Origin of the sequence: Bradyrhizobium sp. A5, from assembly GCF_042076515.1 — a bacterium.
Classification (GTDB): domain Bacteria; phylum Pseudomonadota; class Alphaproteobacteria; order Rhizobiales; family Xanthobacteraceae; genus Bradyrhizobium; species Bradyrhizobium cosmicum.
In genome coordinates this window covers 5,899,249-5,916,772 of sequence record NZ_CP148990.1, presented here as the reverse complement: position 1 = coordinate 5,916,772, position 17,524 = coordinate 5,899,249, and the positions used below count along the sequence as shown (strand labels likewise).

Below are 17,524 nucleotides of genomic sequence, written 5' to 3'. Positions count from 1 at the left end.
ATCCCCCCAATATCACCATGATTGCCTCACGATGCCGCTGCTGACGATTCATCACAAGACCGAATATCGCTACAACCGCCCCGTGGCGTTCGGCGAACACCGTATCATGCTGCGTCCGCGCGACGGGCACGATCTGCGTGTGCTCGACTCCAGGCTCGATATCTCGCCCACGCCGATGTCGCTGCACTGGATTCACGACGTGTTCGGCAACTCGGTCGCGATCGCCAATTTCGACGAACGGGCGGAGACGCTGAGCTTCGAGTGGCATGTCACCGTCGAGCACAACCCGGTCGAGGAATTCGCGCTGACGCCGGACGATACCGCCTATTTCTACCCCTTCGTCTACGACGACGAGGAATTCCCCGATCTCGTCCAGTACATCACGCCGCAATACACCGATCCCGACGGCGAGATAGCGGAATGGGCACGGGGCTTCCTCGACGAGGACGCGCCGACGCCGACTTTCAAGATCCTGAGCGGCATGACGCACGGCATCCGCAAGCAGTTCAAATACCGCAAGCGCCACGAGCTCGGCACGCAGCATCCGCTCGATACTTTGCAGTCGGGCACGGGAACTTGTCGGGACTATGCGCTGTTTATGATCGAAGCTTTGCGCCACCTCGGCATCGCCGCGCGATTTGTCTCCGGCTACATCTTCGTGCCGGAGGATATCGAGCAGCGTCACGTCGGCGGCGGATCGACCCACGCATGGGTGCAGGTCTATCTGCCGAGTGCGGGCTGGATCGAGTTCGATCCGACCAACGGCATCGTCGGCACCCGCGATCTCATTCGCGTCGCGGTCGCCCGCGATCCGCGCCAGGCGATCCCGTTGCACGGCGTCTATATCGGCGCCGGGAATGCCTTCGAGGCCATGGACGTGAACATCAGGGTGGTCTCGGACGACCAGCAGAGCGACGAAGAGATGGAGGCAGAAGTCTCATAGATGGAAATCAGTGTCGGCTTCGAGATCACCTACGCGGCAGAGCAGCCGACACCGATGGTGATCATGCTCAACATCCACCCCTCGCGGCAGGCCGACATCATCGGCAAGGAGACGGTGGTCGCTGAGCCCGACGTTCCGATCCGCTTCTATCACGATAGCTTCGGCAACGTCTGCGGCCGCCTCGTCGCTCCCGCCGGCGGCGTGGCCCTGAAGGGCCGCGCGCTGGTGCGTGACACCGGCCTGCCCGACGAGGTGATGCCGACCGCGCAGCAATTCCCCATCGAGCAATTGCCGAACGAGCTGATGCTCTATCTGATGCCGAGTCGCTATTGCGAGACCGACAAGCTCACCGACATCGCCTGGTCGCTGTTCGCCAAGACCCAACCTGGCTGGGCGCGTGTCTGCGCGATCACCGAGTTCGTGCACAAGCACGTCACGTTCGGCTACGAGCACGCCCATCACATGAAATCGGCGCACGACGTCTATGAGCAGAAGACCGGCGTCTGCCGCGACTTCGCCCATCTCGCGCTGGCCTTCTGCCGTTGCATGGGCATCCCCGCGCGCTACTGCACCGGCTATATGGGCGACATCGGCATCCCGCCGGATCCGGCCCCGATGGATTTTTCCGGCTGGTTTCAGGTCTGGCTGTCAGGCAAATGGTTCACCTTCGACGCCCGCCACAACATTCCCCGCAGGGGCCGGATCCTGATGGCCACGGGCCGCGACGCCGCCGACGTCGCGCTGTCGACCAGCTTTGGCCGGATGGAGTTGAAGAAGTTCGTGGTGGTGAGTGATGAGGTTGTGAAGGCGGGGTGAGCCGTTGCTGCAGGTTCGTCGCAACGGCTCCTCGCAATGACGGTGGCGAGAGGTTATAGAGCCTCATGACCTCTGATCGTCTCTTCGTCTACGGCACCCTGATGCGCGGTTTCGACCATCCGATGGCGCGGCTACTCGCGGGCCACGCGGATTTCCTTGGCGAGGCGACCTGTCGCGGCCGGCTCGTTCTGGTGAAGCATTATCCGGGATTGCTGTTGTCGGACGCCAACGCCGAGGTCGTCCATGGCGAGCTGTTTCGCCTCCACGTGCCGGAGGAATTGCTGCGCGAACTCGACATGTACGAAGCCTGCGGCGAGGGCTTTGCGGAGCCGACGGAATATCTGCGCAAGCTGATCGACGTGACAGGCGCGGACGGCGTTGCGGAGAAGGCCTGGACCTATATCTATAATTGGCCCGTCACCGATCTGCCCCACATCGAGTCAGGCCGCTTCCTCGATCATTAAGCCGACAGCACTTCCTTGACCACGCGAACGTCGACCTCGCGCTCGACGTAAGTCCACTCTTCGGTTCGCCTCAGCAGCCCCACCAGCTCCTCAAACAGCGAGGCGTGCGCGGGGGCGAATTCGAACCAGGTGAGAAAATCGAAGGGCTCGCCGAGGTCGCGGCAATGATAGAGCTGCCGCGCGATTGCGGGAAGGAAGCGCAGGCTGCCGGCGATGTGGTGCGACTTGTCCTCGAAGATCCTGCGCCGTTCTTCCTGTGTCAGCTCCCACCAGGCCTGCGATTTGCGGATCGGGATCAGCGCCGCGGAGGTCGCCTCCAGCCGGCCGAGTCCGGCCTGCACCGCGGTGAGCTGCTGCTTCTCGGCGCGCTCGGTATAGCGGAGCGAGCTCGGCGCGCCGACCAGCCGCCACGCATTGCGCGAGGGCACCAGCGGCAATGAGATGGCCTCGCTGTCGGTGACTGACAGCGCCGGCATGAAGGGCAGGGGCTCGCCCGTCACGGGCGAAATCGAGATCACGCGCCAGCCCCCGCTCTGGCCGCCTCGAAACGTCCTGAACATGGCGGTATGGAAGCGTGGAACTGGGCGCGGTTCAAGGGGCTCTGTCCACCGTCATTCCGTGCCCATCCGCTCCGTCATCCCGAGGTGCGAGTGGCGCGATGCAAAGCATCGCGCCGGGAGCCTCGAAGGATGAACGGCCGGGAGCGGCTGCCAGCCGGGCCGTCGCCCTTCGAGGCCCGCCGAAGAGGCGCGCGCCTCAGGGCGACGGGATAGGCGGCTCGGCATGACGGGAGGCCCTGTGCATAGGTCGAATAACTCGGATAACCCGCCTAAACCTAACTTCTGGGCAGGCCGCACCTATATCCCTGATCCTTCGCCCGACTCACCCTGGTTCGCGCTAGACACAGCCCATGCGCTTCACGCCCCAATTCCTCGACGAGCTTCGTGCCCGGCTTTCGGTCTCCGAAGTCGTGGGCAAGCGCGTCAAGCTGAAGAAGGCGGGGCGGGAGTGGAAGGGGCTGTCGCCGTTCCAGCAGGAGAAGACGCCGTCCTTCTACGTCAACGACCAGAAGGGTTTTTACCACGACTTCTCCTCCGGCAAGCACGGCGACATCATCACCTTCGTGATGGAGACCGACGGCCTGCCGTTCGCCGAGGCGGTCGAGCGGCTCGCCAGCATCGCGGGCCTGCCGCTGCCGGCGGTGACGCCGGACGCGGCGCGGCACGAGCAGCGGCGTCGGACGCTGCACGACGTCATGGATCTCGCCGCGAAATATTTCGCGGAAACGCTGGCCTCGCGCGTCGGCGCCAAGGCGCGCGGCTATCTCGCCGACCGCGCGATCTCGCCGGCGACGCAAGTGCAGTTTCGCCTCGGCTATGCCTCGCCCGATCGCTTCGCGCTGAAGGAGCATCTCGGCAAGCTCGGCATCTCCGTCGACGACATGGTCGAGACCGGCTTGCTCGTTGCCGGCAACGACATTCCCGTGCCCTATGACCGCTTCCGCGACCGCGTGATGTTTCCGATCACGGACTTGCGCGGCCGCGTCATCGCCTTCGGCGGACGCGCGCTGGAGAAGGACGTTCCGGCCAAATATCTCAACTCGCCGGAGACGCCGCTCTTCCACAAGGGCGACAATCTCTACAATCACCAGACCGCGCGCGCTGCCGCGCATAACGGTGCTTCGCTGATTGTGGTCGAAGGTTATGTCGACGTCATCGCCATGGTTACCGCGGGCTTTGCGGGCAGCGTGGCGCCGCTCGGCACTGCGCTGACCGAAAACCAGCTTCAACTGCTCTGGAAGATGGCGGACGAGCCGATCCTCTGCTTCGACGGCGACAAGGCCGGGCAGAAGGCGGCCTATCGCGCCGCTGATCTCGCGCTGCCCTTCCTCGCGCCGGGCAAGAGCCTGCGCTTTGCGTTGCTGCCGGAAGGGCAGGACCCCGACGATCTCGTGCGCTCCGGCGGCCGCGGGGCGGTCGAGGAGGTGATCGCGGCGGCGCGGCCGCTTGCCGACATGCTTTGGTCGCGCGAGCTCGAAGGCGGCAATTTTGCCACCCCCGAGCGCCGCGCCGCGCTGGAGGCACGCATCAAGGAGCTCGCGGGCGGTATCCGTGACGAGGTGGTACGGCGCTATTATCGCCAGGATCTCGCCGAGCGGCTTCAGCGCACCTTTGCGCCGGAGAGCGGCCGCGGCGGCTTTGCCGGCCGCGGCAATTTCCGCCCAGGTGGCGGCGGCCGCCCGTTCCAGCCCCGCGGCGGGGGGCAGGCGAATCGATTCGGCGGCCAGGGATTCGGTAGTCAGGGACGTCGCGGCCCGCCCGGTCCCGTCATGCTGCCCTCCGGCCCCTACCAGGCGGCCAGCCCCCAGCTGGCGGCCAGCCCGATCATGCAGGGTCAGCGCAGCGCCATTTCCCGGCGCGAGGCGCTGATCCTGCAAATTCTGATCAACCACCCCTGGCTGCTGCACGAGCACCTCGAGGAGGCCGCAGCCCTGGAGTTCATCCACTCCGACGTCCACAAGCTCCGGGCCGGCATCATCGCCGCCTTCGCCAACGACCATCACCACAGCCCGGACCCCTCCGAGCAGGCCGAGAAGATGCGCGACGATCTCGAGAAGGGCGGATTTTCACAGCTTATTCAAAAGGTTGAGGGGCGTATCACGACCCAGGCGGTATGGGGCGCCCGCGAGGGCGCTGCGCAGGACGACGTTCTCGCCACCTGGCACCAGCTCGTTGCCTTGCATCGGCAGTACCATTCACTACTTAGAGAATTGAAGGACGCCGAGCTGGCCTTAGGGGAGGATCCCAGCGAGGCCAATATGGCGTGGCTTCGTGACGTGAAGGCTCGGTTGGCCGAAGTTGACGGCACCGAGGCCCTGATCGAGGGTTTTGGCGAGCTGTCGGGCCGGTTCCAGAAGAGCGTGTGATGAAAGAATCATGCGGACGGCCGGGGCCGGAACCGCTAAAAGACTCGCCAAATCCAAGGTTTGGCGGCAAAAACAGGGTTAATCGAGGCTTAACGGTCTTGTAGCACTTTGGCCCCCAGGCGGCCGCAGGCAGAACAGACGCGTCAGGAATGAATCCGCGCAATAGCTGTTGGCACTTCACCTGCATCCGCTGTGACAAAGAGGCTCACGAAGCGTTAGGCAAATCCGGCGAGAGAAAGGTCGGGGTGGCGAGAGACATGCGCGCCGCCCTTTCCGTGTCGAGATCTGGCGAAGCGAGAGCGTCGAGCAACAGGTTCAAGTGATTTCACGCGGGCGGGCCGATGTGCCTTCCGCATGAAGCGCGTTTAGGAGCAATGGATGGCCACCAAGGCAAAGACGCTGCAGGCGAAGGACAAGGAAAAAGACGACAAGGCAGCGGACGCTCCGGAGAAGGATTCCCAGGACGCGCCGTCGCCGTTGCTCGATCTGTCCGACGCGGCAGTGAAGAAGATGATCAAGCAGGCCAAGAAGCGCGGCTTCGTGACCTTCGATCAGCTCAACGAAGTTTTGCCGTCCGACCAGACCTCCCCCGAGCAGATCGAGGACATCATGTCCATGCTCTCCGACATGGGCATCAACGTCACCGAAGCCGACGATAGCGAAGGCGAAGAGGACAAGGACGAGGGCGGCGAGGACGAGACCGACAACGAACTCGTCGAGGTCACGCAAAAGGCCGTCACCGAGGTCAAGAAGAGCGAGCCGGGCGAGCGCACCGACGATCCCGTCCGCATGTATCTGCGCGAGATGGGCACGGTCGAGCTCTTGTCCCGCGAAGGCGAAATCGCGATCGCCAAGCGCATCGAGGCCGGTCGCGAGGCGATGATCGCGGGACTGTGCGAAAGCCCGCTGACCTTCCAGGCCATCATCATCTGGCGCGACGAGCTCAACGAAGGCAAGATCTTCCTCCGCGACATCATCGATCTCGAAGCGACCTATGCCGGCCCCGATGCCAAGGCCGGCATGAACACCGCGATGATCGCCGGTCCCAACGGCGAAGCGTCGGCCGAAGGCGGCCAGGCCGCCGCGGCCGTGGGCGCGCATGTCGCGCCGCCCGCCGCACCGCCGGCGCCGACCCCGTTCCGCGCCGCGCCTGCGCCGGGCAATGCCGGCGAAGCCGAGAAGGATCCGGGCGAGGCCGCCGCCGAAGCCGACATGGACGATGACGACGAGTTCGAGAACCAGATGTCGCTTGCGGCAATCGAGGCCGAGCTCAAGCCGAAGGTCGTCGAGATCTTCGACAAGATCGCCGAGAGCTACAAGAAGCTGCGCAAGCTGCAAGAGCAGGACATCCAGAACCAGCTCGAGAGCACCTCGCATGGTCCCTCGCTCTCCCCGCACCAGGAGCGCAAGTACCGCAAGCTCAAGGACGAGATCATCGTCGAGGTGAAGTCGCTGCGCCTGAACCAGGCGCGTATCGACAGCCTCGTCGAGCAGCTCTACGACATCAACAAGCGCCTCGTCTCGCACGAGGGCCGCCTGATGCGCCTGGCCGACAGTCACGGCGTCGCGCGCGAAGACTTCCTGCGCAACTACACCGGCTCGGAGCTTGATCCGCGCTGGCTCAACCGTGTCTCGAAGCTCTCGGCCAAGGGCTGGAAGAATTTCGTCCACCACGAGAAGGACCGCATCAAGGACCTGCGCCACGAGGTGCATCAACTCGCTGCGCTCACGGGCCTCGAGATCGTCGAGTTCCGCAAGATCGTGCACTCGGTGCAGAAGGGCGAGCGCGAAGCCCGTCAGGCCAAGAAGGAGATGGTGGAAGCCAACCTCCGTCTCGTGATCTCGATCGCAAAGAAATACACCAACCGCGGCCTGCAGTTCCTCGACCTGATCCAGGAAGGCAACATCGGCCTGATGAAGGCGGTCGACAAGTTCGAGTACCGCCGCGGCTACAAGTTCTCGACCTACGCCACGTGGTGGATTCGGCAGGCGATCACCCGCTCGATCGCCGACCAGGCGCGCACCATCCGCATCCCCGTGCACATGATCGAGACGATCAACAAGATCGTGCGCACCTCGCGCCAGATGCTCAACGAGATCGGCCGCGAGCCGACCCCGGAAGAGCTCGCCGAAAAGCTCGGCATGCCCTTGGAGAAGGTCCGCAAGGTCCTCAAGATCGCCAAGGAGCCGCTCTCGCTCGAAACCCCCGTCGGTGACGAAGAGGATTCACACCTCGGCGATTTCATCGAGGACAAGAACGCGATCCTGCCGATCGACGCCGCGATCCAGTCGAACCTGCGCGAGACCACCACGCGCGTGCTCGCCTCGCTCACCCCGCGCGAGGAACGCGTGCTGCGCATGCGCTTCGGCATCGGCATGAACACCGACCACACGCTGGAAGAAGTCGGCCAGCAGTTCAGCGTGACGCGTGAGCGTATTCGCCAGATCGAGGCCAAGGCGCTGCGCAAGCTGAAGCATCCGTCAAGGAGCCGGAAGCTGCGGAGCTTCCTGGACAACTAGTTCAGGCGTGCCGGGACTCGATCCGGCATCCATCCAAACGAAAACGGCGGGTCGAAAGCCCGCCGTTTTTCTTTTGGGATGATGTCGCGTGGCCGGCGCGCGGCGCCTATTTCTTCTTCGCGCCGACCCGCTCCAGGTCCTTGATGGCCAGCGGCGGGCGGCCGGATTTTTCAGCGATCTCGCGGTCCTGCTCCATGATGAAGGCACGGGCTGGCTCGTCGCCGTCGAGGCCTCCGAGCAATTCCGAAGGCACGCGGCGGTTGGAGCGCTGGGAGCCGTCTTCATAGAAGACGTTGAAAAAGGCGAATTCGCCTTTGGGATTGGTTCCGGGTTTTTTGGCCATGGCGGGCTTGTCGTCGATCAGGGCGCCATAGTCAAATGACTTTGGCGGGTTTCCGGTAGTCAGCCACGGCCTTTGCGGCGCCGGAACCGGTTGCGGGATCGAGCGACGACGTCCGTTGGCAATTCGGGCAGGATGGAAGCGTCCAGCGCTTCGCAAAATCCGATGCTTCCGGTTGACGCGGCCCCGACCTCAATAAACGGCGGGCCGCAAAGCCCGCCGTTTATTTTTGGTCTTCAGCGTCGCCCGGGGCTGGTAGGGCAACAACCTAAAATAGAAGGCTAATAGCATCGCCTTGCCATGGCAAGGCAAATCATGACGGCATTGATGTCGCAGCGTGCGCATCAGATATGCGTCGATGGCGAGCGCCGCCTCCACGAATTTTCGAAGCAGATGATTGGATAGTCAAAACACTTTGTTCAGCACTTCGCCCTCGCGATGCAGCGAGAACTCGCGCGGGATGTGTTGAAACGCGTAGAGCTGCATCTTTTCCGAATGCATGCGGAGGGCTCTCGTTCCCTGCACGCGAACGTATTCCAACTCGCAGTGCACATCTCAGCGCGTGTGCGCACGCTGCGTCAGTTCCTGTACGGCGAGCCGCGATCCGTGTCCGCCGCCGCGCTGGCCGTCATCCTCTTTATCTTCCTTGCGTCCCTGCAGCATAATCGCGCTGCCCATCGCGGCGGAGCCGAAAGTGATGAGGAAGGAGCCGAGCAGGACGAGAAGCGCAATGCCGGGGGCGCGGTCGGCGAAGATCAGCTCACGCAGATGACCGGGGTTGAGCCAGAGCAGCCCGCCGACGAGCAGTGCCGCGGCGCAGGCGCCGATCGCAAGGTTGATGGCGAGCAGGCGAAACAGGGGGATGCGGAGCAGGGCGGGGCGTGGTGGAAGAGAATGCTGATTGTCGGGCATGGCGTTTCGCCTCCTGCGCAAGCATCGACATCATAGCAGCAGCGTCCGGGAATGACGAGCAAGGCCTCACGGCGCCACCAGTTCCACCCGCCGGTTCAGCGCGCGGCCGCTATCGCTTGCATTCGAGCCGACCGGGGCCAGCAATCCGACGCCGGCGGTGCGCAGCCGTGTTTGGGCGATGCGAAAGTTCTTCACCAGCTCTGCGGCGACCGCGTCGGCGCGGCGCTTCGAGAGGTCGAGATTGTACTCATAGGCGCCCTGGCTGTCGGTGTGGCCGACGATGAAGACGTTGAGCTGGGGCTGGCTGGCCAGCAGCTTGGCGATCTGCTCCAGCGTCGGGCGGCTCTCGCGTTTCAGCACGGCCTTGTCGGTGTCGAAATAGATGCCGTAGAGCGCGATGTGGCCGGTCTCGCCGAGGCCCTTGGCCATCGCGGCGGCATCGACCATCTTGTTCGCGATCGCCCCCAGCTCCGCGACGGTGACCTGCGCATAGATTTCCTGGTTGTTCTGGCTGACGAGGACGCTGGCCCAAATCTCGCGCCCGCCCTCGGTCTTGCGGCCGGCAACATAGCGGTAGCTGAAGCCGTCGACCCACATTTGGGGGATCGGCAGCGTGTCGATGCTTTCCGTGAACGGAATCGCGCCGCAGGCGTCGGTGTCGCAGGCCAGCAAGGTCTCGAAGCCGGCCTTGGCAAGCTGCATCTCGAAATTGCGCGACACTTCCAGAATCGAAGGGCCTGGATTGGTGCGGTAGGCGATGCGGACGATGCGGCCCTCGAGCCGCCGCGCGTCGGTCGGCTGGCCGTCCTTGAAGCTTGCCGCCTGCATCCGCGCCGCGTCAAAATCGTTCACGACATAGCCGGTGATGGCACTGCCGCTGAACCGGCCGATGCCGGGATAATCTCGGCTGCCGGCAACGTCACGCGTCTGTGCCGAGACGGTGACCGTGTGAAAGGAGAGCAGGGCGAGGACAGCGAACATCCGGCAGGGAATGGGCATGGTCATCTCGATCGGGTGGGACGGGGGGAGCGCTGCTCGTTAGTCGCGCACACGGCCGGATCGGTTCTGGCGAGATTTTGCCGCTTTGACGTGAATCCTGTTCCCGGGCATGATCGCGCGTGGCATCCCACGCACATTGTTCAAAGGATTTTCCCGCATGCTGAGACACGCCCTGATGTTTGGACGAGGCTTGGCCACCGCCTTTATCGTCTGTCTGGCCGGCGGCTCGGCCGAGGCCGCGCGCTGCGGCGGCGACTTCAACAGCTTCGTCGCCAGCATGGCCTCGGAGGCGCAGGCGGCCGGTGTCTCGGCGAGCGTGACCAATGCGGCGCTCAGCGGCGTGCAGCAGGACGGCGCGGTGCTCGCCTTCGACCGGCGCCAGCGCCACACCTTCAACAAGAGTTTTGAGCAGTACGTCTCGACCCGCGTTGGCCCCGGCCGCATCAATGGCGGCAAGGCGCTGTTGCAGCGTCACGCCGCGCTGCTCTCGCGCATCGAGCAGCAGTTCGGCGTGCCTCGCACTATCCTGGTTGCGATCTGGGGCCTGGAGAGCGATTTCGGCAAGGGCGACATTGGCAAGATGCCGGTGGTCCGCACGCTGGCGACGCTCGCGCATGACTGCCGCCGCACCGAGCTATTCCAGGGCGAGCTGCTCGCAGCCCTCAAGATCGTGCAGCGCGGCGATCTGCCGCTGCGCGACCTGATCGGCGCCTTTGCCGGTGAGATCGGCCAGACCCAGTTCCTGCCGTCGTCCTACATCAAGTACGGTGTCGATTTCGACGGCGACGGCCACGTCGACCTCCGCCACAGCGTCCCCGACGTGCTCGCCTCGACCGCGAACCTGCTCCACAGCAACGGCTTCAAGATGGGTCAGCCCTATGGCGAAGGCACCGCCAATTTCGAGGCGATGCGGGAGTGGAACCGGGCCGTGATCTACCGCAAGACGATCGGGTATTTTGCGGATCGGCTGGCGGGGCAGTGAGAGGCGGCATCGTTCTTGTAGGGTGGGCAAAGGCGCGCAGCGCCGTGCCCACCATCCTTTGCGTTGTCAGAAGTGGTGGGCACGCTTCGCTTTGCCCACCCTACGAATTCACTTCCCCTTCGCCATCTTCTCCAGCTTCCGCTGCAGCGGCCCCCAATAGGTCCCCGGGCGAAAACGCTGCAGCAGGTCCATGAAGCGGGCGTCGTTGCCGATCAGGATGCGCGGCTCGTTTCTCTCGATGCCCCCGATGATGCGCAGCGCGGCTTGCTTTGGTGTCGTCCTCGCCGCCGTCTCGAACCGTTCGATCGATTGCGCGCGGCGGGCGTTGTCGGTGACGCCGACCCCGGTGCGCGAGTTGCGCGCGATGGCGGTGGCGACGCCGCCGGGATGCACGACCGAGAGCCTCACCGGGCTGCCCGCGACTGCAAGCTCATGGCGCACGCTCTCGGAAAAACCACGCACCGCGAACTTGGCCGCCGCATAGGCCGACTGTCCCGGCGGCGCGATGATGCCGAAGATCGAGGAGAGGTTGACGATGTGCGCCTCGCCTCGCGTCTTCAAATGTGGCAGGAAGGCGCGCGTGCCGTGCACGACGCCCCAGAAATTGATGTCGAACAGCCACTCCATCTGCGCCTGGTCGATCTCCTCGAACGATCCCATCAGCGCCACCCCGGCATTGTTGATGACGATGCCGAGCGTGGGATGTGCCGCGATCGCATCGGCGGCGAACTGCGCGATGTCGCCGGCTTCGCCGACATCGACGCGATGCACGCTGATCTTGTGATCCCGTCCGATCTCGGCGGCGAGCGTCTTCAGCCCAGCCTCGTCGCGATCGGCGAGCGCAAGGTCGCAGCCGCGGCTTGCGAGTTCGAAGGCGAGGGCGCGACCGATGCCGCTGGCCGCTCCCGTGATGGCGGCCGCGCCGCGAATCGTCGTCATGGTTGGCTCCGTCAATCGCGAGATGGGAACTTCTATCGACACATTTTTCAGTCTGGAACCGAACCATATCGCGTCTCGTCCCCTTAACCCACGCCACTTGAGCGGAGGCGAGCATTTTGGGAGCAGTCAAATGGGACAGGCGCAGCCATATCAAGCGACCGCGTTGATCGTTGAGGACGACGCCATGCAGCGGGAGATGCTGAGTCTCCTGCTGGAAGAGAGCGGCTACCTGGTCATCCAGTGCGAAAGCGCGGAGGCTGCCGAACGCGTGCTGGACAAGAACGCCGGCGCGCTGTGCCTGATGCTCACCGACGTGCAGCTCGCGGGCCGCATGACCGGGGTCGAGTTGGCGCACGTCGCCAAGGGCCGCAATCCCAGGCTCGATGTCGTCGTCACCTCCGGTCGCCCGCTGATGCAGCGCTTGCCCGATGGCGCCAAATTCTGGGCCAAGCCATGGGCGCCGCTGGACGTCCTGCGCGAGGCCGAGATCGCCCAGTTGAATTAGCGCAGCGCCACCCCGCGGTCGGTCGATCCACGCCGGCCCGCTGACCGGGTCGTGATTTCCCGGTCAGCCTCGGGGGTGGTAGCGACGAGACCATGTCCTGGTCGTTCCTGCTCACCTCGCTCATCGTCGTCGCTTCGCCCGGCACCGGCGTGCTCTACACGCTGGCTGCGGCGCTTACGCGCGGCTCGCGTGCCAGCGTCGCGGCGGCGTTCGGCTGCACTCTCGGGATCGTGCCGCACATGATCGCGGCGATGCTGGGCCTCGCCGCCGTGCTGCACACCAGCGCGCTCGCCTTTGCAGCGTTGAAATGGGGCGGGGTGCTCTATCTGCTCTATATGTCCTGGCAGGCGCTGCGCGAGACCGGCGCGCTTTCGGTCGAGGGTGCGATCAAGGAACGCTCCAGCGGCCGGGTCATCGTGACCGGCTTCCTGATCAACATCCTCAACCCGAAGCTCTCGATCTTCTTCCTCGCCTTCCTGCCGCAATTCGTCGCGGTGGACGAGGCCCATGTGCTGGCGCGGATGCTGGAATTGAGCGGCGCCTTCATGGCGATGACCTTTGCCGTGTTCGTCGTCTACGGCCTCTGTGCTGCCTCCGTGCGCGAACGTGTCATCTCGCGGCCCCGCGTCATGGCGTGGCTGCGCCGTAGCTTTGCCGCGGGCTTTGCCGCCCTCGGCGCCAAGCTGGCGTTCGCGGAGCGGTAGGCTCTCTCACCCTTGATATCGAAAGGTCGTCGTGCCCGGGACAAGCCCGGCCATGAGGCTGTGGAGCGTTCGTGTCTCCACCACTCAGGCAACAAAAAAGCGGGCCTCGGGCCCGCCATCTTCAAACTCGCTTACCCGACGCCCGGGCGGAGCGAGACTCCACCCGGGCAAAGAACATGCTGGCTACTTCTTCTTCGCGGCCTTCTTGGCCTTCTTCTTCGTCGCCTTCTTCGCCTTCTTCGCTTTCTTAGCCATAGTATCCTCTCAAGGGTTCATGGTTAAACGCGACACGAGGGATGCTCGGCGGAGGGCCAGCCTCGCAACATCCTCGACGACAAGCTCAGCAGATTCGCAGGTCTCTGCCCCGCACTGTCACATCTGTGTCATTACGTTATCCACAGTTCAGATGCATTTTCGGGTGATTTTTGCCCGTGAATCCGCCTCGCAGCGCGCTCGCGGCGGGCCAGGCGACATGGCTAACGATCCGGCAATCACCGCGCGCCGTTCATGAATCCAAAACCAAGGGCGGACTTTCGCAGATCGCAGTGAGGTTCCGTTAAGTGCAACCCGCGCATTCTTTGCCGCAAGAAAACGGGGACGGGTCATGGACGAACGGCTGCCAGAGACGGGGGGCGCGACGCTGCGCGGGCTGCGGTCGCCATGCTGAACTTGCCGACACTCTGGACCGTCTTCGTCGTCAACTTCCTGGCGCTCGGCCTGATCTGGGCCTACGTGACGCGCTCCTATCCGAAATTCGCGGCTGCGCGGTTCTGGATGGCATCGTGCTTCGTCGGCGCGACGGGTGCGATGACGGCACTGGTCCGCCTGTTCGTCGACTCCCCCCTGCCGCTTCTGATTGGCGCTGCCGGTGTCATTGCGGCGAGTTGCCTCGCCGCCATGGGCATTCAGCGGTTCTACGATCGGCCGGTCTCATGGCGAGTCCTGACCGCAACGGGATGCGCGAGCCTCGCCGGCGTCGCGGTCTTCATGGTCGGCTTCGAACAGATGCAGCTGCGCATGCTCAGCTACACGCTCGGTCAGGCGCTGCCGCTGGTGCTGGCGCTGGGTCTGCTGTTGTCGCCGCCGAAGGGCCGCGTCAGTCCGGGCGCCCGGCTGTCCGGCATCGTGATCCTCATCATGATCGCGATCTTCGCGGCGCGTTCAGTCGGCAACCTGCTCGGCGGCGACTTCTCCTCGGTGGCCGGCGGCCAGGCCCATGCCGTGATGGTGCTGGGGCTCCTGTTCCTGTCGATGACGCTCAATTTCGGCTTCCTGCTGATGGCGATGGACCGGCTGCGCAACGAGGTCGCCGACCTCGCGCTGCTCGACGACCTCACCGGTGTCGCCAACCGGCGGCATCTGCTGCAGCGCCTGTCCGAGGAATGCGCCCGCTCGGAGCGCAGCGGCGAGCCGTTCTCGCTGCTGGTGATCGACCTCGACGGCTTCAAGACCATCAACGACACCCACGGCCACGCCGCCGGCGACGACTGCCTCCGGCACTTCACCCTGATGGCGCAGACGCGGCTGCGGCCGGGCGACATGCTCGCCCGCACCGGCGGTGACGAGTTCTGCATCGTGCTGCCGTCATCGTCCTTGCGCGAGGCCGCAATGATCGCCCGCCGCGTGCTCGAGGTCTGCCGTCAGGATGCCGTGGCTTGCGCCGGCAAGGACATCGCGATCGCGATCTCGATCGGCGCCGCCGAATGGGACCGCGGCATCGGCCAATTCCCGGACCGGCTCATCGCGCACGCCGACCATGCCCTCTATGCCGCCAAGAAGAACGGCAAGAACGACTTTGCCGTGTACGATCCGGCACCCCCGCTTTCGCCCGAGCCGCCCGGGCTCGGCGAGGCCGCACGCAAATTCGCGTAGAGCCGTGCTAGGCTCGGTCCGTGATTGGACCCGCATGATGATGTCTCGCCTGCGTCTCGCGGCTGTTCTCGCTGCATTCGCCCTGGTCGTTCCCGCAGCCGCAACCGACGCCGGGCTCGTAAAGCTCGCGCGCAGCCCCGGCACGCCCGATATTCCCGGGCTGAAAATCGTCTGGCTTGCGTCGTGGGGCGATCTTCAGAACGCCCACCCCTGGCGCAACATCATCGTGCACCAGACCGAGGGACCGGCAGGCTCGGCGCGCGGCGGCGCGCAGCAGCAGTCCAAGAATCCGACGCGGCGCGGCGTCACGGTGTGGGTCGAGACCGACGGCACGGTCTATTGGGCGGTCGCGGAGAATCTGGTGCCGACCCATGGCGACGGCGCCAATCGCAACGACAACAAATATATCGACAACAAGCCGACCTACCGCCAGGTCGTGCGCGGCAATTCGATCGGCGTCGAGTTCGCGGGTAACTATCCCGATGTCACCGCCGGTCCGACCGAGGCGCAGGTCGCGGCGTGGAAGATCCTCGTCGAGGTCCTGCGCGCGCGCTACGGCATCCCGCTCGACCACGTCTATGCGCACAACTGGATCGACTACAAGGACGCGCGCTATTGCGAAGGCTGCTCGCTCGCGACCTTGGCGAGGACCTGGGGGGAGTGAAGGTTAAACCGGCTCCGACATCCAGCCGAACAACCGCCGGATCAATCCCGGTCGCCGCGGCACTTCCGGCGGTCCGTCCGCCGCCAGCACGCGCTTGAAGAAGTAGTCCAGGAACACCATGTCGTTCGGCTCGGTGACGGTGAATGTCTCCTCGCCGAAAAACACGCTGTAGTTGAAGAAGAACGGACCCATGATCGGGATCGTCGCCGTGCTCGCATAGTCCTTCGAGATCACGAACTCCGCGGGGTCGAGCCCGTGCTCGCGCATCGCCTGCTCGACCAGCGGCAGCTTGCGCATGAACTGGGCGGAGAAGCCGCCGACGGTGGATTGCAGGATGATCGACACGATGGTGTCCGTTCGATTGATGCGGATCGCTCATTTGGGTCGGTTGACCGGACGCGAGGGTTCAAGGCAAGCTCGGTTCCGAATGATGTTGGGTGAGGTTGATCACCCAAGCCGGCAGCAGATCGGCAGGCTCGACTCGATATAGGCATCAGGGATGGGAACACCGACATTCGAAGAAAGCGCTGTGGAATATCAGTGGGCCAGCGATATAGATTTCGACGGTATCCGATTGGAAGTTCTTTCGAGCGGAGGGGATGTGATCTTCGACGTTAGCGTGCCGGACGGAGGTCCGATCACGGTCAACACGTTCGGCAAGGATGTCGCCGCAAACCTGCTGATGGTAGCGATCGAGTTTGCACAACGTCCGCGATAGTCACCCCCGCCGCGCCAGGAGCGGACGGGCGCTAACACCATATCCGGCGATCGCCCGGAAATCTGCGCGTCTGCCACTCAACAAAAAAGCCGGCGTCACCGCCGGCTTTTCCGTCTCATTCGATCCGCCAATCTCTGGTGCCGAAGCCTCGCTTAGTGCGCGGCTTCCAGCGCGGCCTGTTCGGCCTTTGCGATCGTGCCCTTAACCGCGGCCTGCACCTTTTCGAAGGCGCGGACCTCGATCTGGCGGACGCGCTCGCGCGACACGCCGAACTCGGCGGCAAGGTCTTCCAGCGTCATCGGATCATCGGCGAGGCGGCGGGCCTCGAAGATGCGGCGTTCGCGCGGGTTGAGCACGCTCATGGCGCCGTTCAGGGCGTCGCGGCGTTCGTCATATTCCTCGTGCTCGGCCAGCATGGCTTCCTGGTTGGGCGTATTGTCGACCAGCCAGTCCTGCCATTCGCCGGCTTCGCCGTCGTCGCGGATCGGCGCGTTGAGCGACGCGTCGCCACCGAGGCGGCGGTTCATGTCGATCACGTCCTGATCGGTGACGCCGAGGCGCTTGGCGATGATCTTCACCTGGTCGGGGCGGAGATCGCCTTCGTCCAGCGCGTTGATCTTGCTCTTCGCCTTGCGCAGGTTGAAGAACAGCTTCTTCTGGTTCGCGGTGGTGCCCATCTTCACGAGCGACCAGGAACGCAGGATGTACTCTTGAATCGACGCCTTGATCCACCACATCGCGTAGGTAGCGAGACGGAACCCCTTCTCGGGTTCGAAACGCTTCACTGCCTGCATCAGGCCGACATTGCCTTCCGAGACGACCTCGGAGATCGGCAGGCCGTAGCCGCGATAGCCCATGGCGATCTTGGCCACGAGGCGGAGATGGCTGGTGACGAGTTGGTGCGCCGCGTCGCGATCGTCATGCTCGCGCCAACGCTTGGCGAGCATGTATTCCTGCTGGGGTTCCAGCATCGGGAACTTGCGGATCTCGGCGAGGTAGCGAGAGAGGCCGGATTCTCCATTGAGCACCGGCAAAGCAGCGGTACGGGCCATAGGCGAGCCCTCCAAAGGTTCAGGCCCCCGATAGCGGCGGGCCAGGCAGACGACCGCTTTGTTAAAGCCGGCCGTAGCTGCGATGTTCCGCGTTGGTCATTTCCAACGCAGGCGCAATATACCCCATCGGGGGGCAAAAAGGGAAGGATTGCTGACGTCACGTCCCCG

At 64.4% G+C, this 17,524-nt stretch carries 18 protein-coding genes; 11 read left to right on the top strand and 7 right to left on the bottom strand.

Features of this window, described 5'->3' with window-relative positions; translation table 11 throughout:
• Positions 1-31: 31 nt before the first annotated feature.
• From WHZ77_RS28085 to WHZ77_RS28075, 3 genes are all read left to right on the top strand, one after another.
• Positions 32-943, top strand: coding sequence for a transglutaminase N-terminal domain-containing protein (locus WHZ77_RS28085; RefSeq protein WP_375310923.1), 912 nt, complete (start codon positions 32-34; stop codon positions 941-943).
• Positions 944-1,759, top strand: coding sequence for a transglutaminase family protein (locus tag WHZ77_RS28080; protein ID WP_375310922.1), 816 nt, complete (start codon positions 944-946; stop codon positions 1,757-1,759). It abuts the gene before it with no gap.
• Positions 1,760-1,824: 65 nt separating this feature from the next.
• The gene (locus tag WHZ77_RS28075; RefSeq protein ID WP_375310921.1) at positions 1,825-2,223 is read left to right on the top strand and encodes a gamma-glutamylcyclotransferase; all 399 of its coding nucleotides are present in this window, start codon (positions 1,825-1,827) and stop codon (positions 2,221-2,223) included.
• Here the strand turns inward: WHZ77_RS28075 and WHZ77_RS28070 are convergent.
• Positions 2,220-2,783 carry a chlorite dismutase family protein gene (locus tag WHZ77_RS28070; RefSeq protein ID WP_375310920.1) on the bottom strand — a complete coding sequence of 188 codons (564 nt, stop codon included), beginning with the start codon at positions 2,781-2,783 and terminating at the stop codon, positions 2,220-2,222. The genes WHZ77_RS28075 and WHZ77_RS28070 overlap by 4 nt on opposite strands.
• A gap of 350 nt (positions 2,784-3,133) precedes the next feature.
• Between WHZ77_RS28070 and dnaG the strand changes: the two genes are divergently transcribed.
• Complete coding sequence (gene dnaG, locus WHZ77_RS28065; RefSeq protein ID WP_375310919.1) at positions 3,134-5,149, top strand: DNA primase; 2,016 nt, start codon at positions 3,134-3,136, stop codon at positions 5,147-5,149.
• Positions 5,150-5,527: 378 nt separating this feature from the next.
• Entirely contained in the window at positions 5,528-7,669 is a 2,142-nt protein-coding gene (gene rpoD, locus WHZ77_RS28060; RefSeq protein ID WP_375310918.1) for an RNA polymerase sigma factor RpoD, read from the top strand.
• 106 nt (positions 7,670-7,775) lie between these two features.
• Here the strand turns inward: rpoD and WHZ77_RS28055 are convergent, their stop codons facing one another.
• From WHZ77_RS28055 to WHZ77_RS28045, 3 genes are all read right to left on the bottom strand, one after another.
• Positions 7,776-8,012 (bottom strand): hypothetical protein, encoded by a 237-nt coding sequence (locus WHZ77_RS28055; RefSeq protein WP_375314830.1) that lies wholly within the window; start codon positions 8,010-8,012, stop codon positions 7,776-7,778.
• A gap of 552 nt (positions 8,013-8,564) precedes the next feature.
• Positions 8,565-8,921, bottom strand: a complete 357-nt coding sequence (locus WHZ77_RS28050; RefSeq protein WP_375310917.1) for a hypothetical protein — start codon at positions 8,919-8,921, stop codon at positions 8,565-8,567.
• Between the two features lie 66 nt (positions 8,922-8,987).
• On the bottom strand, positions 8,988-9,920 hold the full coding sequence (locus tag WHZ77_RS28045; protein ID WP_375310916.1) for an OmpA family protein: 933 nt from the start codon (positions 9,918-9,920) through the stop codon (positions 8,988-8,990).
• 175 nt (positions 9,921-10,095) lie between these two features.
• On the opposite strand from WHZ77_RS28045, the gene WHZ77_RS28040 reads away from it, so the two are divergent.
• A complete protein-coding gene (locus tag WHZ77_RS28040) occupies positions 10,096-10,902 on the top strand; it encodes a lytic murein transglycosylase (protein ID WP_375314829.1) in 807 nt (268 codons plus the stop codon).
• Between the two features lie 108 nt (positions 10,903-11,010).
• Here the strand turns inward: WHZ77_RS28040 and WHZ77_RS28035 are convergent, their stop codons facing one another.
• Positions 11,011-11,841: an SDR family NAD(P)-dependent oxidoreductase gene (locus WHZ77_RS28035; RefSeq protein ID WP_375310915.1), complete on the bottom strand. Its 831-nt coding sequence runs from the start codon at positions 11,839-11,841 to the stop codon at positions 11,011-11,013.
• 130 nt (positions 11,842-11,971) lie between these two features.
• On the opposite strand from WHZ77_RS28035, the gene WHZ77_RS28030 reads away from it, so the two are divergent.
• The 4 genes from WHZ77_RS28030 (at position 11,972) to WHZ77_RS28015 (ending at position 15,586) form a co-directional block, all read left to right on the top strand.
• Positions 11,972-12,346, top strand: a complete 375-nt coding sequence (locus tag WHZ77_RS28030) for a response regulator (protein WP_375310914.1) — start codon at positions 11,972-11,974, stop codon at positions 12,344-12,346.
• A 92-nt stretch (positions 12,347-12,438) separates the two neighbouring features.
• Positions 12,439-13,050, top strand: coding sequence for a LysE family translocator (locus WHZ77_RS28025; protein WP_375310913.1), 612 nt, complete (start codon positions 12,439-12,441; stop codon positions 13,048-13,050).
• Between the two features lie 660 nt (positions 13,051-13,710).
• Complete coding sequence (locus WHZ77_RS28020) at positions 13,711-14,922, top strand: GGDEF domain-containing protein (RefSeq protein ID WP_375310912.1); 1,212 nt, start codon at positions 13,711-13,713, stop codon at positions 14,920-14,922.
• 34 nt (positions 14,923-14,956) lie between these two features.
• Positions 14,957-15,586, top strand: a complete 630-nt coding sequence (locus tag WHZ77_RS28015; protein ID WP_375310911.1) for an N-acetylmuramoyl-L-alanine amidase — start codon at positions 14,957-14,959, stop codon at positions 15,584-15,586.
• 3 nt (positions 15,587-15,589) lie between these two features.
• Here WHZ77_RS28015 and WHZ77_RS28010 read toward each other — a convergent pair whose 3' ends face one another.
• Positions 15,590-15,931: a hypothetical protein gene (locus WHZ77_RS28010; protein WP_375310910.1), complete on the bottom strand. Its 342-nt coding sequence runs from the start codon at positions 15,929-15,931 to the stop codon at positions 15,590-15,592.
• Positions 15,932-16,085: 154 nt separating this feature from the next.
• Here WHZ77_RS28010 and WHZ77_RS28005 point away from each other — a divergent pair, with 154 nt between their 5' ends.
• Positions 16,086-16,304 (top strand): hypothetical protein, encoded by a 219-nt coding sequence (locus WHZ77_RS28005; RefSeq protein WP_375310909.1) that lies wholly within the window; start codon positions 16,086-16,088, stop codon positions 16,302-16,304.
• Between the two features lie 152 nt (positions 16,305-16,456).
• Here the strand turns inward: WHZ77_RS28005 and rpoH are convergent, their stop codons facing one another.
• On the bottom strand, positions 16,457-17,356 hold the full coding sequence (gene rpoH / locus WHZ77_RS28000) for an RNA polymerase sigma factor RpoH (protein WP_015688393.1): 900 nt from the start codon (positions 17,354-17,356) through the stop codon (positions 16,457-16,459).
• Between the last annotated feature and the right edge of the window lie 168 nt (positions 17,357-17,524).

Bases quoted from the DNA above. Each gene is read 5' to 3' on its own strand.
- WHZ77_RS28085 (WP_375310923.1), top strand. From the start codon at position 32: ATGCCGCTGCTGACGATTCATCACAAGACCGAATATCGCTACAACCGC.
- WHZ77_RS28080 (WP_375310922.1), top strand. From the start codon at position 944: ATGGAAATCAGTGTCGGCTTCGAGATCACCTACGCGGCAGAGCAGCCG.
- WHZ77_RS28075 (WP_375310921.1), top strand. From the start codon at position 1,825: ATGACCTCTGATCGTCTCTTCGTCTACGGCACCCTGATGCGCGGTTTC.
- WHZ77_RS28070 (WP_375310920.1), bottom strand. From the start codon at position 2,783: ATGTTCAGGACGTTTCGAGGCGGCCAGAGCGGGGGCTGGCGCGTGATC.
- dnaG (WP_375310919.1), top strand. From the start codon at position 3,134: ATGCGCTTCACGCCCCAATTCCTCGACGAGCTTCGTGCCCGGCTTTCG.
- rpoD (WP_375310918.1), top strand. From the start codon at position 5,528: ATGGCCACCAAGGCAAAGACGCTGCAGGCGAAGGACAAGGAAAAAGAC.
- WHZ77_RS28055 (WP_375314830.1), bottom strand. From the start codon at position 8,012: ATGGCCAAAAAACCCGGAACCAATCCCAAAGGCGAATTCGCCTTTTTC.
- WHZ77_RS28050 (WP_375310917.1), bottom strand. From the start codon at position 8,921: ATGCCCGACAATCAGCATTCTCTTCCACCACGCCCCGCCCTGCTCCGC.
- WHZ77_RS28045 (WP_375310916.1), bottom strand. From the start codon at position 9,920: ATGCCCATTCCCTGCCGGATGTTCGCTGTCCTCGCCCTGCTCTCCTTT.
- WHZ77_RS28040 (WP_375314829.1), top strand. From the start codon at position 10,096: ATGTTTGGACGAGGCTTGGCCACCGCCTTTATCGTCTGTCTGGCCGGC.
- WHZ77_RS28035 (WP_375310915.1), bottom strand. From the start codon at position 11,841: ATGACGACGATTCGCGGCGCGGCCGCCATCACGGGAGCGGCCAGCGGC.
- WHZ77_RS28030 (WP_375310914.1), top strand. From the start codon at position 11,972: ATGGGACAGGCGCAGCCATATCAAGCGACCGCGTTGATCGTTGAGGAC.
- WHZ77_RS28025 (WP_375310913.1), top strand. From the start codon at position 12,439: ATGTCCTGGTCGTTCCTGCTCACCTCGCTCATCGTCGTCGCTTCGCCC.
- WHZ77_RS28020 (WP_375310912.1), top strand. From the start codon at position 13,711: ATGCTGAACTTGCCGACACTCTGGACCGTCTTCGTCGTCAACTTCCTG.
- WHZ77_RS28015 (WP_375310911.1), top strand. From the start codon at position 14,957: ATGATGATGTCTCGCCTGCGTCTCGCGGCTGTTCTCGCTGCATTCGCC.
- WHZ77_RS28005 (WP_375310909.1), top strand. From the start codon at position 16,086: ATGGGAACACCGACATTCGAAGAAAGCGCTGTGGAATATCAGTGGGCC.
- rpoH (WP_015688393.1), bottom strand. From the start codon at position 17,356: ATGGCCCGTACCGCTGCTTTGCCGGTGCTCAATGGAGAATCCGGCCTC.